At 61.4% G+C, this 15,286-nt stretch carries 13 protein-coding genes and 2 tRNA genes; 12 read left to right on the plus strand and 3 right to left on the minus strand.

Features of this window, described 5'->3' with window-relative positions:
* The first annotated feature begins 83 nt into the window (after nucleotides 1-83).
* From hemP to WOB96_RS09740, 12 genes are all read left to right on the plus strand, one after another.
* On the plus strand, nucleotides 84-278 hold the full coding sequence (hemP, locus tag WOB96_RS09685) for a hemin uptake protein HemP (protein WP_341371095.1): 195 nt from the start codon (nucleotides 84-86) through the stop codon (nucleotides 276-278).
* Between the two features lie 99 nt (nucleotides 279-377).
* Nucleotides 378-2,513 (plus strand): TonB-dependent receptor family protein, encoded by a 2,136-nt coding sequence (locus tag WOB96_RS09690; protein WP_341371096.1) that lies wholly within the window; start codon nucleotides 378-380, stop codon nucleotides 2,511-2,513.
* 77 nt (nucleotides 2,514-2,590) lie between these two features.
* Nucleotides 2,591-3,799, plus strand: a complete 1,209-nt coding sequence (locus WOB96_RS09695; RefSeq protein WP_341371097.1) for an ATP-grasp domain-containing protein — start codon at nucleotides 2,591-2,593, stop codon at nucleotides 3,797-3,799.
* Nucleotides 3,796-5,595, plus strand: coding sequence for an IucA/IucC family protein (locus WOB96_RS09700; protein WP_341371098.1), 1,800 nt, complete (start codon nucleotides 3,796-3,798; stop codon nucleotides 5,593-5,595). Before WOB96_RS09695 ends, WOB96_RS09700 begins: the two co-directional genes overlap by 4 nt.
* Nucleotides 5,592-6,770 (plus strand): MFS transporter, encoded by a 1,179-nt coding sequence (locus WOB96_RS09705; protein ID WP_341371099.1) that lies wholly within the window; start codon nucleotides 5,592-5,594, stop codon nucleotides 6,768-6,770. The genes WOB96_RS09700 and WOB96_RS09705 overlap by 4 nt, the downstream gene beginning before the upstream one ends.
* Nucleotides 6,771-6,782: 12 nt before the next feature.
* Nucleotides 6,783-8,600, plus strand: coding sequence for an IucA/IucC family protein (locus WOB96_RS09710; protein ID WP_341371100.1), 1,818 nt, complete (start codon nucleotides 6,783-6,785; stop codon nucleotides 8,598-8,600).
* A complete protein-coding gene (locus WOB96_RS09715) occupies nucleotides 8,597-9,829 on the plus strand; it encodes a type III PLP-dependent enzyme (protein ID WP_341371101.1) in 1,233 nt (410 codons plus the stop codon). Before WOB96_RS09710 ends, WOB96_RS09715 begins: the two co-directional genes overlap by 4 nt.
* Nucleotides 9,813-10,589: an HpcH/HpaI aldolase family protein gene (locus WOB96_RS09720; protein ID WP_341371102.1), complete on the plus strand. Its 777-nt coding sequence runs from the start codon at nucleotides 9,813-9,815 to the stop codon at nucleotides 10,587-10,589. Before WOB96_RS09715 ends, WOB96_RS09720 begins: the two co-directional genes overlap by 17 nt.
* A 97-nt stretch (nucleotides 10,590-10,686) precedes the next feature.
* On the plus strand, nucleotides 10,687-11,349 hold the full coding sequence (locus tag WOB96_RS09725; RefSeq protein ID WP_341371103.1) for a MotA/TolQ/ExbB proton channel family protein: 663 nt from the start codon (nucleotides 10,687-10,689) through the stop codon (nucleotides 11,347-11,349).
* Between the two features lie 7 nt (nucleotides 11,350-11,356).
* On the plus strand, nucleotides 11,357-11,776 hold the full coding sequence (locus WOB96_RS09730; RefSeq protein WP_341371104.1) for an ExbD/TolR family protein: 420 nt from the start codon (nucleotides 11,357-11,359) through the stop codon (nucleotides 11,774-11,776).
* On the plus strand, nucleotides 11,773-12,516 hold the full coding sequence (locus tag WOB96_RS09735; protein WP_341371105.1) for an energy transducer TonB: 744 nt from the start codon (nucleotides 11,773-11,775) through the stop codon (nucleotides 12,514-12,516). Before WOB96_RS09730 ends, WOB96_RS09735 begins: the two co-directional genes overlap by 4 nt.
* Nucleotides 12,517-12,525: 9 nt before the next feature.
* Entirely contained in the window at nucleotides 12,526-13,521 is a 996-nt protein-coding gene (locus WOB96_RS09740) for a PepSY-associated TM helix domain-containing protein (RefSeq protein WP_341371106.1), read from the plus strand.
* A gap of 47 nt (nucleotides 13,522-13,568) precedes the next feature.
* Here the strand turns inward: WOB96_RS09740 and WOB96_RS09745 are convergent.
* The 3 genes from WOB96_RS09745 to WOB96_RS09755 form a co-directional block, all read right to left on the minus strand.
* Nucleotides 13,569-13,644 (minus strand) — tRNA-Arg (locus WOB96_RS09745).
* Between the two features lie 39 nt (nucleotides 13,645-13,683).
* The gene (locus WOB96_RS09750) at nucleotides 13,684-14,688 is read right to left on the minus strand and encodes a sodium:calcium antiporter (RefSeq protein ID WP_341371107.1); all 1,005 of its coding nucleotides are present in this window, start codon (nucleotides 14,686-14,688) and stop codon (nucleotides 13,684-13,686) included.
* A gap of 71 nt (nucleotides 14,689-14,759) precedes the next feature.
* Nucleotides 14,760-14,835 (minus strand) — tRNA-Ala (locus WOB96_RS09755).
* Nucleotides 14,836-15,286 lie beyond the last annotated feature (451 nt).

The raw sequence follows: 15,286 nt of genomic DNA on the forward strand, positions 1-15,286 counted from the left end.
GGCTGGACATTTCCCTTCATACGAATAGAATAATATTGATAGTGATTCGCATTTGGTGTAGGGTGTGGCGCATCGGAGGCAAGATGAAAAACGACAACATTGCAAACCCGGCCAGCGACATGAAGCCATCCAATCCAGTCACTGCACCGTCGTCTCGGCGACCGAACCTGAGTACCGCCACCCTGTTTGCGAAGACTCAGGAGCTCCTCATCGAGCACCAGGGCGAGCTGTATTGTCTGCGCCTCACCCGTAACGGGAAACTGATTCTTACAAAATAATCGGCCGCGATCCGGCCACTAGCCAGCCACTCCGCCCTCCTGGGTCAGGATAGCCAGCCAACAAGAATTTTGACTGTGCCATGACCAGGAGATTTTGACGTGCGCGTATTTTCCAAGCCTGCCACCCGTGTGGCCACCCCGCTAGCTCTCGCGATTTCCGCTGCCCTGGGCGCAATGCCTGTTTATGGGCAGGAAGGCAGCAAAACAGACGACAAGAAAGTCCAGACCTCCCAGGCACAGAACACGACCAAGGCAGAAGGCTCTACCCGCCTGCAGGCCGTAACTGTGTCGAGTGACTGGCTCGGGGTGCCCACCGAAAAGTCGGTCAAGACCTATCCCGGCGCGCGCGATGTCGTCACCGAAACCGAGCTGCACCAGTCCGGCTCGCGCACCGTGGAAGACGCCCTGCGCCTGGTGCCCGGCGTGCGCACAAGCGACGAGACCGGGGTGGGCACCCTGCCCAACATCGGGATTCGGGGTCTGAATCCGATGCGCACCGAGCAGACGATGATTCTGGTTGATGGAATCCCTGTCACGCTCGCACCCTACGGCCAGACGGGCATGTCCCTGTTCCCGCTGACCATGGAAACGGTTGATCGCATCGACGTGGCGCGCGGCGGCGTGGCGGTGCATTACGGGCCCAACAACGTCGGCGGCGTGGTCAACTTCATCACCCGGCCCATCCCCCAGAAAATGACCATCGGCGCCAGGGAAAATCTCACGATCTCCGAAAACGGCCATGTGCTGACCGATACCTTTGCGCGCGTCGGCGGCTTCGTCTCCGACCGTTTCGGCATTCAGCTCATGGCCAACCGCATCGATGGCCAGTCCTACCGCGAACATTCCGATACCAAGGTCAACAACCTCATGTTGGACGCCGACTGGTTCCCGTCCGACAGCACCGAGATCAAGGGTCGGTTGCAATACTATGATGCCGATACCGAACTGCCGGGAGCCTTGACGCCAGAAGCCTATGAGCAGGATCGCGAGCAGTCCACCCGTCCCTATGATTTCTTCAAGGGCGATACGGTACGCGGCAGTCTGGTCTTCAATAAAACCTTCGCCAACCAGAGTGAATTCAGCTGGACGAATTTCGGGCACCGGAGTGAGCGAATCTTCGGGTTTGCATCCGTACCAGCTGGAGGCATGGCAAGCACTCCCGCAAATGCTGTCCTGACCTCTCCTCGCAATTACTGGGTATTTGGAACGGAGCCGCGCTACACCTTCAACCTGAATGCCGGTGCAAAGCAGAAGATCATGCTGGGTGCGCGCTACATGCGTGAAGAAGTGGACTATGTTGTGGACCGGCGCGATCTGTCGTCAGGCGCTTATACTGTTCCCCAGGACCGGCGTTTTGAGAACAATGCTTATGCTGCCTTCGCGAGTGACACATTCAGTCTGCTGAATGATCGGCTGAAGGTTACGCCAGGAGTTCGCTATGAGTCAGTGAATCTCTATTTTCGGAATAACAACAACGGAGCAGAGAACCGCAATCCAACCCGGGATTGGCTGCCCGGACTCGATATCGGCTATCAAGCAAGTGACAAGCTGTTTGTATTTGCCAATTATCACGAATCTCTTCGCCCGGTTCAGTTTGTGCATATCGCCCTCGGTGGAGATTTTGTTTCCGAGCGCGCGAACAACTATGAGGCAGGCCTGCGCTTGACCCCTGTTCGGGGGCTGGATACCACATTGACTTATTTCCGCTTTGACTTTGATAACAAAATTGAACTCAATGCGGGGAGTTTCCGAAATCTTGGTAAAGCACGGCATCAGGGCGTGGAGACTGAGTTGAACTGGTCGCCGGCCGCGCTGGCCGGGCTGGACCTACAGGCAAGCTACACCTATCTGGATACGGAGCAGTTGTCCGCTGGTGAGAATAAAGGCAAGGATCTTCCTTTCGCCTCGCGTCATCAGTTCACCACCATGGCGAACTATCGCGCGGGTACGTTCAACTGGAATGTGAACGGCTCCTATTTCAGCTCGGCATTCACCGATGCAGCAAATACCGAAACTGAAAATGACTCGGGGTCAGCGGGCGAAATTCCCGCCTATTGGCTCTGGAATGCCCAGGTCAGCAAGGATTTCCGTCTGAACAACACGCCAATGCAAATTGGCTTGGGCGTGAACAACATCTTCGACGAGGATTATTATTTCCGCGGCGTAGACTACAGCTTTGGCCGCATGCCAGGCCTCGGCAGGTCCTATCTGCTGAAACTAGGCGTGAATATCTGATCGCCAAGCTAGGGCTGGCAGGCGAGTGTCTGTCAGCCCTTTATAGTATTCCGTAATGCGTTCCCTGGAGGAATTTCATGAAGGAAATGATTCTCATTGCTCACGTCCCGACCCCCTCTGTCAATGAAGGCTTTCTTCCCGCTGCCAACGCACTGGGCCTGTCCGTAGTACTCCTGACGGATCACGCCGAAGCCTATCGACAGCATTTCAGTCAGCCCGGACTGACTGTCTATCCCAATGAGATCCAGGCTTGCGATGTTTTCAATCCCGTGGCCGTGATCGAGGCCATCAGCCGTCGCAAGCAAGGGCCGGCCGCCATCTTTTCCAATAGCGATCATCTGCAGACCAGCACGGCGATGGCAGCCAGCTATTTTGGCCTGCCGGGCAAGGCCTGGCGGGTGTGTTACCGGGCCAAGAACAAGGCGGAGATGCGTCGCCACCTGGCCGAGCAGGGCGTGGATATGCTCTGGCACGGCATTGCCTGGGATGCGGCCAGTCTCCAGGGCATTCTCGATGTGGCGCCTTTCCCCTGCGTGGTCAAACCGCGCGAGGGCGTGGCCAGCCAGCAGGTGCAGTTCGCGCCGGATCGATGCGCACTTGAAGCCTATTGCCAGGCAGTCTGGCAGGTGCAACCGGGTCAGGTGCTGCTGATCGAGGAGTATCTGGAAGGGCCTTTATATACCCTGGAAACCCTGGGTGACGGCCAGCGGGTCCATCATCTGGGCGGATTCAGGGTTCAACTCTCGCCACCACCACATTTTGTCGAACTGGAGGCTCGCTGGGGCAGGGATCTGACGCCCGCGCAGGAGCACATGGTGCTGGACCAGATTACGCGCTTTGGCGTGGGCTTTGGCGCCTGCCATACCGAATTCGTGCTGACGGCTCAGGGGCCGCGCCTGATCGAGATCAACTATCGCAGCATTGGCGACGGGCGGGATTTCCTGCTGCAGGAAGCCCTGGGCCTGCCGTACTTCGAGCAAGTGCTGCGCCTGCATCTGGGTGAGGCTCTGCCGGAACTGCAAACCAGAACGCGCGCGGCGGCGATCCGCTATTTCCCGGCACAAGAGGCCGGGCAGCTTCATCATGCACCCGAGCCATTTTTTTATGATGAGTCAGAAATGATTCTCAGTTACAAGTCAATGCGCCGTCCGGGTGATGGAATTTCGCTCACACATTCCAACAAGGATTATCTTGGCGTGCTGCATGGCGTGGGCCCGAATGCGGCCTTGCTCGACGAAGCCATGACCCGGATCAGCGCGGGGCTGCACTGGGAGATCCGGCCATGAGTGCGGTACTGTTGGTGAATACTGGATCCGGTCAGGCCGATCATATCTGCCGGCGGGTGGTGGATGCGCTGTTGCGTGAGGATGTTCGCGGCTGCATGAGCCAGGGGCGGGTTGTCGAGGGCATGGCCTTGCCTTTCGCTCGGCATCTGCCGGCGAGCCTGCGGGATGGCGCCTGGCTGTTGCTCCCGCAACTCGGCACAGGGCACTTATGGTTGCCGGTGCAGCCCTGCAGCTTCATGCAGGACTGGCGCTTGCGCACCCTGCCTGTGGTACTGGAATGGGCAGGAGAGCTGGAATACCTGCGCGAGCTTTCCGCCATTCTGGCCTATTTCCGCCAGGGCATGAATACCGCGCAAAACGCCGATTTCGACCGCTTTGAGGAGGAGTGCGCCGCCGCCGTGGCGCACGGTGAGTTCTGCGCGGCGGAGCAGGCGAGCTGGTTTGATTCGGGTGTGCACGTGCCGGACGGGCGGGACTGGGCCGGACGACTGCTGCACTACGATCGCCTCGGCGCCTTTCTCGATCACCCCTTTTACCCCACCGCGCGCGCCAAGCTGGGCTTCGATGCGCATGATCTGGCAGCTTATGCGCCGGAGTCCGCGCCACGCTTCAAGCTGCGCTGGCTGGCCGTTCCAAGGGATCTCTATCAGGGAATGGATACCCCCCTGCCGGACATCTGGCCGGACTTTCAGCAGCTAGGCCTGAATCCGCTTCTGGCCGCCAGTCATGCGCTGATCCCGGTGCATCCCTTTCTCTGGGAGCAGCATCTGGCGGGTTTTCTCGCCGAGAGCGGACTACAGGATAGCGTCATTCCCGCGCCCCGGGCGTATATGGAAGTGCAACCGACGCTCTCGGTGCGCACGCTGGTGCTCGCTGACGCGCCGCAGTGGCATGTCAAGCTGCCTCTGACCATCCGCACGCTGGGGGCGCGCAATATACGCACCATCAAACCAAGCACCATTGCCGATGGCCAGTTGCTGCAGGACATTCTCGGCGCCATTGCCTCCCGCGAATCAAGTCTCAACGGGCGCCTGCTGCTGACCGACGAGAGCCGCGGCGCGCATGTGGCCCACAAGCCCTTTTTGGGCTTCATCCTGCGCCGTTATCCGGATGGCCTGGCGGATAGCACGCTGGTCTCGGTGGCCTCCCTGCTCGCGCCTGCGCCGGATGGCAAGAGTGTCTTCGAGACGCTGGCGGAGCGCTTCTATGCCGGCCGGGTGCTGGATTTTTTTGCAGACTATCTCGATCTGACCCTGCGCTTGCATTTGCTGCTCTGGGTGCGTTACGGCATGGCCCTGGAATCGAATCAGCAGAACTCGGTGCTGGTGCTTTCCGATGAGGCGCCAGGCTTGCGCCTGCTCATAAAGGACAATGACGCCGGGCGCATCTGGGCGGATCGGCTTGCCCGGGCCTGCCCGGATCTGGCCGCAAGGCTGAACGACCTGCAGGACCGGCGCATCGTGGTCAGCGATGCCCTGCCTTTGGCGCAGATGTTCAGCACCATCACCCTGCAACTCAATATCGCTGTGCTGGTAGAGGGCCTGTCGGCTGCCGGGTATGTCAGCCGTGAGGATCTCTATCGCCAGGTCCGCGCCAGGATCGAAGAGGTGCTTAATGATCTGGCCGCTCAGGGTGAAGCGGTGGATCTGGCGCGGCAGGTCCTGCTCGAAGACGAACGGCTGTATATCAAGTATCTGCTGCGCGCCGCCAGTCTCGAAAGCAAGGAAAGCACGGGCGCGACGGACGTCAACAAGTTCTACGGCAAGAGCGCGCCGAACTTCCTGAGGCATCCATGACGGGCGGACAACGCGGGACGGTCGCTGTCATCCTGCTGGGGCACTTCACGGCCGCCTTCGCAGCACTGGGCATGCCGCCCTTCTTTGCCTTGATCCTGCAAAAGTCCTTGCACAGCGAAGCGGCCTATCTGGTGGGCTGGTTCTACGTGTTGCCGACCCTCTTCACCGCCCTGAGCAGCCCCTGGTGGGGCGCCCTGGCCGACCGGATGGGCAAGAAGGCCATGCTGGTGCGTGCGCAACTGGGTCTGGCGGCCAGCTTTCTGCTGGCGGGATTTGCCGAAAGCATCCTGGTCTTTTTTGTCGCCCTGGCGCTACAGGGGCTCCTGGGAGGCACCTTCGGGGCTTCCAATGCCTATCTCGCCACGGTACTGCGCGGCCAGGCCCTGACGCGCGGCCTGACCCTGATGCAGGGTTCGGCGCGCGCGGCCCTGGTGCTGGCGCCGCTGGTGCTGGGGCTTTTCATGAGCATGTCTTCACCCATCGAGCTATACCGCTACCTGGCCTTGCTACCCCTGCTGTCAGCCTTGCTGATCTGGTTGCTGCCAGGTGAAACAGCCACGGATGAAGCCGCAGCCCGGACGCAGCGCAAGCCAGTCGCACCGGCGGCCTTGAGCGCCCTGCAAATCTTTGTACTGCAATTCGCCTTCGTGTTCGCGACGGTGATCACCTTCCCGTATTTCGTGCCTTTTGGCCAGCAGAGCGTGGCGGGGCTATCGGCGAGCATGGCCGGATTGCTCTTTGGCCTGCCGCATCTGGTGTATCTGCTTGGCGCGGGCCTGCTGAGTCGCTGGCTCGGTCAGCGCCAGCTTGGGCTCACCTTGTCCCTGGCCTTCGTGCTGCTGGGGATCAGTCTGGCCGCTCAGGCCCTGGCCTTTTCCCTGACTGCGCTGGTGGGCTGGCGGGTGCTGATGGGCCTGGGATTGACCATGGCCTACCTTGCGCTGCATGGCCTGATTGCGGGGCTGGTGCACAGCGGAAACGCCGGCAAGACCTTCGGCTGGTTTGAGAGCAGCTCCAAGTGGGGTGGCGTGCTGGCGGGGCTTGCGGCTGGTTTCGCGGTCCAGGGCCTGGACCTGCGTGCGCCCTTTTTCATCGGTGCCGCCGTGATTGCGGCAGCAGCCTTTTACCTCGTTGTGCAAACACTTGTCCGGCCGCGTTGTGTCGTACCGGACTGAGAGGAGGACATAATGGCGGAAAATCCCTTGCAAAGTATTTATCAAAGGCTTTCGACAGAAAGCGAAGCCGGCCAGCGCGGTCTGGAAACCCTGCTCAATTGCTACTGCCGCGAGGTGGCCAGCCCGGATGGGCAGGTCAGTATCGGTCCGCGCTTCGGGCAGAATGACTGGCCCCTGGCCTTGCGCCCGGCGCTCAAAGACGGACAGGTCATGCACATCCTGCTGCCACGCGTCGATACGCGTCTGCTGGTCGTGGTGGAACAGGTCTCGCTGACGGGTAACTACCGGTATAGCTCCCAGGCCTACCATAAAACCCCGGGCCGGCCCTGGACGCCGCTGGCCTGGGAGACGCTCGCGACCCTGCTCCTGCAGGATCTGTCGCTGAAGTACGATCAGCCCTTCAACCATGAACTGCTGGCCCAGATCCGCGATAGCGTTGCAGTCACCCAGGCCATCCTGGCCAAACCAGCTGCATCCATCCCGGTCGAGCCACTGGCTGCCTTTCTTCACTCCGAGCAGTTGCTGCGCTACGGGCATCCCTTCCACCCCGCGCCGAAAAGCCGGCAGGGCTTTAGCGAGGCGGATCTGCCGCTGTACTCGCCGGAACTGCAGGCGCGTTTTCCGCTGCATTATTTTGCGGTGCGCCGCGAGCTTCTGGTGCAGCGTTCGCTGCTGGTGCAAAGCTGCGACGCCCTGGTTGCCGAACACGCGCAACTGGAACCCCCAACGGACTTTGCCCTGCTGCCCGTGCACCCCTGGCAGGGGCGTTATCTGCTTGACCAGCCACTGGTACAAAACGCACTCGCCCGCGATCTGCTGCGCGACCTGGGCCCGCAGGGAGCGGATTATTTCCCCACCTCGTCGATCCGCACCCTGTTTCAGCCGGGCAACCCCTATTTCTACAAGTTGTCGCTGCAGGTCCGCATCACCAACTGCGTCCGCAAAAACGCGATTTACGAGCTGGATGGCGCACTGGCGGTCACGCGCATCCTGCGTGGGCTTCAGCCGGATCTCGCGGCCCGCTTCCCAAGCCTGCGCCTGATGGAAGAGCCGGCCTATCAGTCACTGGATCTGCGCGATCCCGACCGGCAAGCCAATCAGGCGGTGACGGAAGGTTTCGGCATGATCCTGCGCCAGGGCCTGCAAACGCTGCTAGATCCCGGCGTGACGCCGATCCTGGCCGGTGCGCTGTTTGGCAACCAGTCCGTCGGCAAGGCCTGGGTCGATGGTTTCGTGAAGGCACTCGCCGCACAGAAAGGGCTGTCCCGGGATGCCGCCGCCGAGGCCTGGTTTGCCGCCTATATCGAACAGATCCTGCACCCGGTACTGTACTGCTTCTTCGTCCATGGGCTCATTTTCGAGCCGCACCTGCAGAATGTCCTCATCGGTGTCCAGAATGCGCGCCCGACCCGGCTTTTCCTGCGCGATTTCGAGGGTGTGAAGCTGGTGCCCGGGCGTTTCCCGGCCGAGCGTTTGACGGAGCTGAGCGAGCGCGCCCGCGAGGCGCTCTGGTACAGCGAGGATCAGGGTTGGAACCGGATTGCCTACTGCCTCTTCGTCAATAACATCTGCGAGGCCGTCGCCCAGCTCTCGGGTGGGCGGCCGGCCCTGGAGGCCCGACTCTGGGCGGTGGTGGGCCAGCAATTGCGTGCTTACCAGACCCGTTTCGGCGATGCCACTTCCGCCCGGCGCATCAATGCCCTGCTGGCGGGCCAGCCCCTGCCTGCCAAGGCCAATCTCATCAACCGCTTTTTCAAGCGGCCGGACCGGGCGGTGAGCTATGTGCCCTTGCCCAATCCCTTGCTGTTGGCCAGGGGAGGGGTGGCATGAGGCTCGATCTCGATCGCATCCGGATCGCCGCGCAGCAGGCGCAAGCTGAGACTGCCGAACCCTTCTGCGCCTATATCTATGACCTGGAAGCCCTGCGCCGGCATGCTCAAGGTCTGCTGGCAACCTTGCCGGCCAACTGCGAGCTCTTCTACGCCATCAAGGCCAACTCGGACCTGCCGATTTTGCAAACTCTGGCACCCTTGGTGCACGGTTTTGAAGTGGCCTCGGGCGGCGAGCTGGAATGGGTACGCGGGCATTTTCCAGCCACTCCGGTGGTCTTTGGGGGGCCGGGCAAGACGGACAGTGAACTTGAAGCCGCTTTGTGCGCCAAGGTGGAATATCTGCATGTCGAAAGCCTGGGCGAACTCGAGCGGCTCGCCTGGATTGCCAGGCAGCGCGGCCAAAGGGCTACGGTGCTGCTGCGCATCAATCTGGCCCTGGCGGATCTGCCCGCGACCACGCTGACCATGGGCGGGCGGGCGACGCCATTCGGCATCGATGCCGTGCAACTGCCGGAAGCACTGGACTGGCTCCGGAATCATCCGGAGCTGCGCCTGCGAGGCTTTCACTTTCATCTGCTCTCGCATCAGCTCGATGCCGAGGCCCATCTCAAGCTGCTGCAAAGCTACTTCCGCCAGGTGCGTCAGTGGCAGGCGGATTATCGGCTTGATATTGACCAAATCAACGTTGGTGGTGGTATCGGCGTCAATTATCGCGAGCCGGGGCGGCAGTTTGATTGGCAAGCCTTCAGCCGCGGTCTGGGGCCCTTGATCGAGCGCGAACAAATGACCGGCTGGCGCATCCGTTTCGAGCTGGGCCGTTACCTGAGCGCTGCCTGCGGCAGTTATGTCATGGAAGTACTTGACATCAAGGAAAACCTCGGACGCACCTTCGTGGTGGGGCGTGGCGGCACGCATCACTTTCGCACGCCCTATGCCCAGGGGCACAGCCATCCCTTTGAGGTGCTGCCGGTGGCGCGCTGGCCCTATCCCTTCGTCCGCCGCGAAGTCCGGGATACCGCTGTGAGTGTGGTCGGACAGCTCTGCACGCCCAAGGACGTGCTGGCCACCGATGCGCCGGTGGAGCGATTGAGGGTCGGGGACCTGCTGCTCTTTCCCTATGCCGGAGCCTATGCCTGGCACATCTCCCATCATGACTTCCTGCGCCACCCGCATCCGGCGCAGATCTATCTGCCCATCGAGGAGCAGCGCCATGCTGCAAACCAATAGGCTCAAGGCAGCCCTGCGCGAAGGCGGAACGGCCTTTGGCCTGCTCAATTCCATGCCGGCGCCCTTGTTGGTCGAGATGCTCGGCTACGCGGGCTATGACTTCGTGATCCTGGACATGGAGCATGTCTGCGTGAATCCGGAGACCATGGAGAACATGATCCGTGCCGCCGAGTGCGCTGGTATCACACCCTTGGTGCGGGTGCCACACGCCGGGCACGACATGATCCTGCGCGCCCTGGATGCCGGCGCCCAGGGGGTGGTGATCCCGCATGTGCGCAGTCGCGCCGAGGCCGAACAGGCGGTCCAGGCCAGCCGTTACCATCCATTGGGGATGCGCGGCATCAGCGGGGGCCGCACCACGGGATTTGGCACGATTGATCTGCCGACCTACTTTGCGCGCGCCAATGCGGAGATCATGGTGGTCCTCATGATCGAGGATCAGGCGGGGGTGGAGGCGATTGATGACATCCTGTCCGTTCAGGGCATCGACATGCTGCTGGAGGGCGCAATCGATCTGTCCCAGTCCTATGGCGTGCCGGGCCAGGCCCAGGACGCGCGGGTACAAGCGGCAATAGCGCGTGTTGCAAACGCCTGCCGCCGTTTCGATGTGCCCTTCTGCGCCATCCCGCGTCAGCCAGGACAACTGGAACAATGGACGGAGCAGGGCGTTCGCGCCTTCCTCCTGGGCGATGACCGTGGCGTGGCCTTCCGGGCTTTGAAGGCGCATGTGGCCGGGTTTAGGGATTCGCTTCAAGGATGAGTTCGGCATCGATGAGCGCCAGATCGCCTAGATCTCGATCTTTGATGTATCATGTTTCACTTTTGAGAGTGCTTGGCAAGGCAGGGACGGAGGAGTCATGGAATCGTCGTACATGCTCGTAAATTTCTTCAACAAGGGTGGGGCCATCATGTGGCCCCTGCTACTGGTATCCACCCTGGCGCTGGCGGTGATCATCGAACGTAGCTGGTTCTGGTGGAAGACTCTGCGCGCGCGCGAGCCGCAGCGGGTCGAAGAGGCTCTGGCCCAGCTCGAAAAGGGACAGGTGCAGGCCGCCACCAAGACCCTGGAGGGCTCCGACGATTTCATTGCCCGGGCCCTGCATCATGGCCTGAATCACCACCATGGTTCCCTGCAGGGGGCGCTGCAGACCAGCGCCGGCACCGAGCTCGAACGCATGGGCCGCTTTCTGCCGGTGCTGGATACCATCGTGACGCTGGCACCGCTGCTGGGACTCCTGGGCACGATCTTCGGCATCATGCACAGTTTTCAGATGATGGGTGGCAAGGAACTGGTCGAGCCGATGGCCGTGACGGGCGGTATTGCAGAAGCCTTGATTGCGACGGGTTTTGGGCTGGCGATAGCAATTCTCAGTCTGATTCCGCTTAACTTCTTTACCACTCGTTTGCACCGGGCCCAGCACCTGCTGGAAACCTTCGCGACGCATGTCGAAGTGCTGTATCAGGGCCAGCAGGCGCAGAACAGGCCTGCTCAGGTCGCCGCGCGTCAAGGCGTTGTCTGAGGTCGTCATGAAGCTCTCCACACCTTACCCACCGAAAAAGCCGCGCATCGAACTCATTCCGCTGATCGATGTAATGTTCTTTCTGCTAGCGTCATTCATCTTCGTGTCCCTGAGCATGGTTCAGCACAAGGGCATCCGGGTGGACGTGCCGCAGGCGGCCACCGGCCAGCCGGACCGGCAGGAGTACTACGCCGTCACCATCACCAAGGATGGCAAGCTCTACGCCAACAAACGGCTGGTGACCCAGGCGGAACTGGTCCAGGAATTGGGCAAGCTGAGCAGGCAGCCGGATGCCCCGCGGGTGTACATCAATGCGGATAAAAGCGTGCCCCATGGCGAGGTCATCATGGTGATGGATCTGGCGCGCGAGGCCGGGATCGAGAAGGTGGCTTTCGAAACCAAGCCGCGGAGTCCGGTAGCGCCATGACTGCCGGCAATCTCCCGCGAGCATCCTGGCAGGGCCTGGGACTGGCCCTGATAATTGCCCTGGGTCTGCAGGCGGCGCTGGCCTTTTCATTGCATCAGTCCAGTCAGCCAGAGCGCTTGACCATCCCCCAGGAACCCATCGAGGTGGAACTGCTGACGCCGCCCGTGGCGCCATCGCCGGCCCCCCGCCAGCCAAGTCCGCCAGCACCACCCAAGGCCGCGGAGCCGACGCCTCCCAAGCCGGAGCCGAAACCCACGCCCAAGCCTGAACGCAAAGTCGCACCCAAGCCCGAGCCGAAACCTGCCGTAAAGCCGGCGGAGCCCGAGCCAAACCCAGAGCCAGTCACTCAGCCGGCACCCACACCAGCCCCGCCCATGGCGAGGCCTGCTCCGCCAGCATCCGCTTCCGTGGCCAGCCCGGCCCCGCCAAGCCCCGCGCCAGCCCGGCCCAGCGGGAGTGCGACCGTGGGTGCCAAGCCCGACTATCTCAGTAATCCCGCACCTGAATATCCGATGTTGGCGCGCCGGCGGGGCTGGAGCGGCACGGTATTGCTGAAGGTGCGGGTTTCGGCCAGTGGCTCGCCGCGTGAGATTCGTCTCCTGAAGGGCACGGGCCACGAGATTCTGGACACGGCGGCACAGGAAGCCGTGCAGGGCTGGCGCTTCGTAGCAGCCAAGAGAAATGGCGAGCCCGTTGAATCCTGGGTCGAGGTCCCGGTGCGTTTCGAGCTGAAGTCCTGACGCAAAGCCATGTCGAAACGCCAGTTCTGGGTCAAGACCCACATCTACATTGGTACGTTGCTGATCGTGCCGCTGCTAGTCATTGCGCTGACCGGCATCCTGCTCGGCTTTTACGATCAGCTTCGTTATGGTCAGGCACCTTACCGGCTGGGCCAGCCCGCCGCGCAGACACTTGCCCCTTCACAACTTGCAGCCAGGGTGCAGGCCGCTTATCCGGATGCAAGGCTTGAGATCCTGTATCTGCCCACTGCGCCCGAACGGGCGGCGCGAGCGAAGCTGGCCGGGGAGGGCGGGTCGCGCATGGCCTTTCTCGACCCGGCAACAGGCCAGACGCTTGCTCTGAAGCCGGCTGGTCAAGAGGACTGGCTGGACTTTCTCTACCACCTACATCGCGGCAAGCCGCTGGGGCTGACCGGCCAGATCATCGCCAGCGCCACCGGGGCTTTCATTCTCCTGCTCTGGCTGGTCGGGCTCTGGCTTTGGTGGCCACGTCGCGGTCGTCCACGGCCATGGGGAGACCGGGATGCGCGCACCAAGGCGATCAGCCTGCACCGCTGGCTGGGACTCTGGGCCGGTGGCCTGTTCGCCAGCCTGGCTGTGGTGGGCGCCTTGCTGAATTTCGCTGGCCCCTTGATCGATCGCTTCGATCCGGCGCCCAAGGTGGCCGTCGGGAATGGCACATCGGCAGCGTACCCCCTCAACAGCCTGGTGGCCATCGCCCGGCATGGCTATCCACAGGCAGCCCTGGAACGCATCTACTTTGCCAAAAATACTGATGCCGTCATGCGTTTTCGCTTCCGTGATGGCGGCTGGGTGTTTCTGGATGGCATTACAGGCGAAGTGCTGAAGCGCAAAACTCCCACCTCTCATTGGACCAATCTGCTGTTTCCCTTGCACAGTGGCCGGATCTTTGGCAGTTTTGGCCCCATGTTCATGAGCTTTCTTGCGCTCGCGTTGCTGACCATGAGCCTGAGTGGCTTGTACTACTGGCGGGCACGATCTTAGGGCAGTTTGGGTAAGGCGGAATGCCCTATGCCAGGCATTCGCGGGAATGGCGCCCCGAGCACGAATCGAACGTGCGACCTACCGCTTAGGAGGCGGTTGCTCTATCCACTGAGCTACCGGGGCGTGCGGCAATATTAGCAGGAAAACCGGCCTTGCGGCCAGTTACTGGACCAGCACTGAAAAGTAGGCGACATAACAAAGGCCGTTGAACACCAGATGATAAGGGCGTAGGGTGCCACGCCGATGCATGATGAAGAGCCAGATGCTCGCCAGCAATGTCAGGCCCGCGCCCAGCAGTACGTCAGGGGACGGCTGCCAGGGGGTGAGCATGATGCCCATCGCCGGCAGAATCGAGCCCTGGAATACCATGGCACCAGTGATGTTACCAAAGGCCAGGGTGTCCTTGCCGCGGCGGATCCAGAGAATGCTGTTGACCTTCTCGGGCAGTTCGGTGGCGACTGGAATGATCAGCAGCGACAATGCCAAGGCAGAGAGTCCAAACAGCACGGAAATGTGCTCGATGCCCGATACGAAGCCGTGCGCGCCGCCAATGATCAGGCCAAAGCCCAGCAGCAGTTGCAGGATGATGACCGGCATGTTCTCGGGCAGGCGAACCTTGTTCAGGAACAGGGGTTTCCCGGCTTCCGTGCCGTGCCCTTCCTCAACCAGGGAAGCCGAAGCGCGCAAGGTGAGCATGATATAGAAGAAGTACATGAGGATCAGGCTGATGCCGATGCTTCCGCGGATCAGCTTTTGTTCAAAGGGGATGAACATGGCGGCTGTCCCCAGCGAAAAGGCGGCCAGGAACCAGGTCAGATCCCGCTGAAAGCCGGTAGGTTCCGGCTTGAACGACCCGTTCCAGCCGCGCTTGCGGGCTGCGAAGTAGGCCATCAGGAACAAGGAGAGCGTGGACAGCATCATGGGCGCACCGAGGATGGCGCCGACGCCGACTTCCTCGCCCACCCGCGGATCGCTTGCCGCACCCCCGAGCACAGCAATGATCGGCACCATGGCTTCCGGGAGGGCGGTGCCCACCGCCGCGAACAAGGACCCGGTAACGCCCTCGGAAATTTTCAGGCGCTCGCCGAGATGTTCCAGGGCGTTGGTGAATGCTTCAGCGCCCAGCAGGATCACGATCAGTGATATGAAGAGTGTGAGGAAGTCCATGAAAACCCCGATTGTGCTGGATCTGCTGACATGAAAACGGGGTAGAATCTTGGATTCTACCCCGAGCTATCTGGTGGAGCGGAGGAGGATCGAACTCCCGACCTTCGCATTGCGAACGCGACGCTCTCCCAGCTGAGCTACCGCCCCGTGAACCCGCATAGAATACTTGGATTGCCGGGGGGGTGCAAGAACCTTCTTGACAAAAGCCGGCTGCACTTTGTAGTTTCCCTTCATGATCCCTGTTCCCGGCAAGAACACCCCAGGCAACTGGCGCCTGTTATGGCTCCAGCTGGTCCTGCTGTGCTTTCTGGGTTTTTACTCCCTGGGCTCCCTGCCGCATCAGCATGAAGGCCTGACGGGCGATCTGGATTGCCCAAGCTGTCACGTGGCAGGCCATTCCTCGCTGGATGTCCCGAGTCATGGGCCCAGTGTCCCAGGGCCGGACCTTCTGTTTCTCCTGCTTTCAGGCCCTTTGTATGCGGCCATCCCCTATATTCGCAGGCGTTACCACCTGCCCCCCCTGCGCGGCCCGCCCTTACTCTCCAGAATGCCTTGCTGAACAGTTCCGGCCGAAGCCTCTGCTTGCGGCCATCACTGC

Source organism: Thermithiobacillus plumbiphilus (genome assembly GCF_038070005.1).
Classification (GTDB): domain Bacteria; phylum Pseudomonadota; class Gammaproteobacteria; order Acidithiobacillales; family Thermithiobacillaceae; genus JBBPCO01.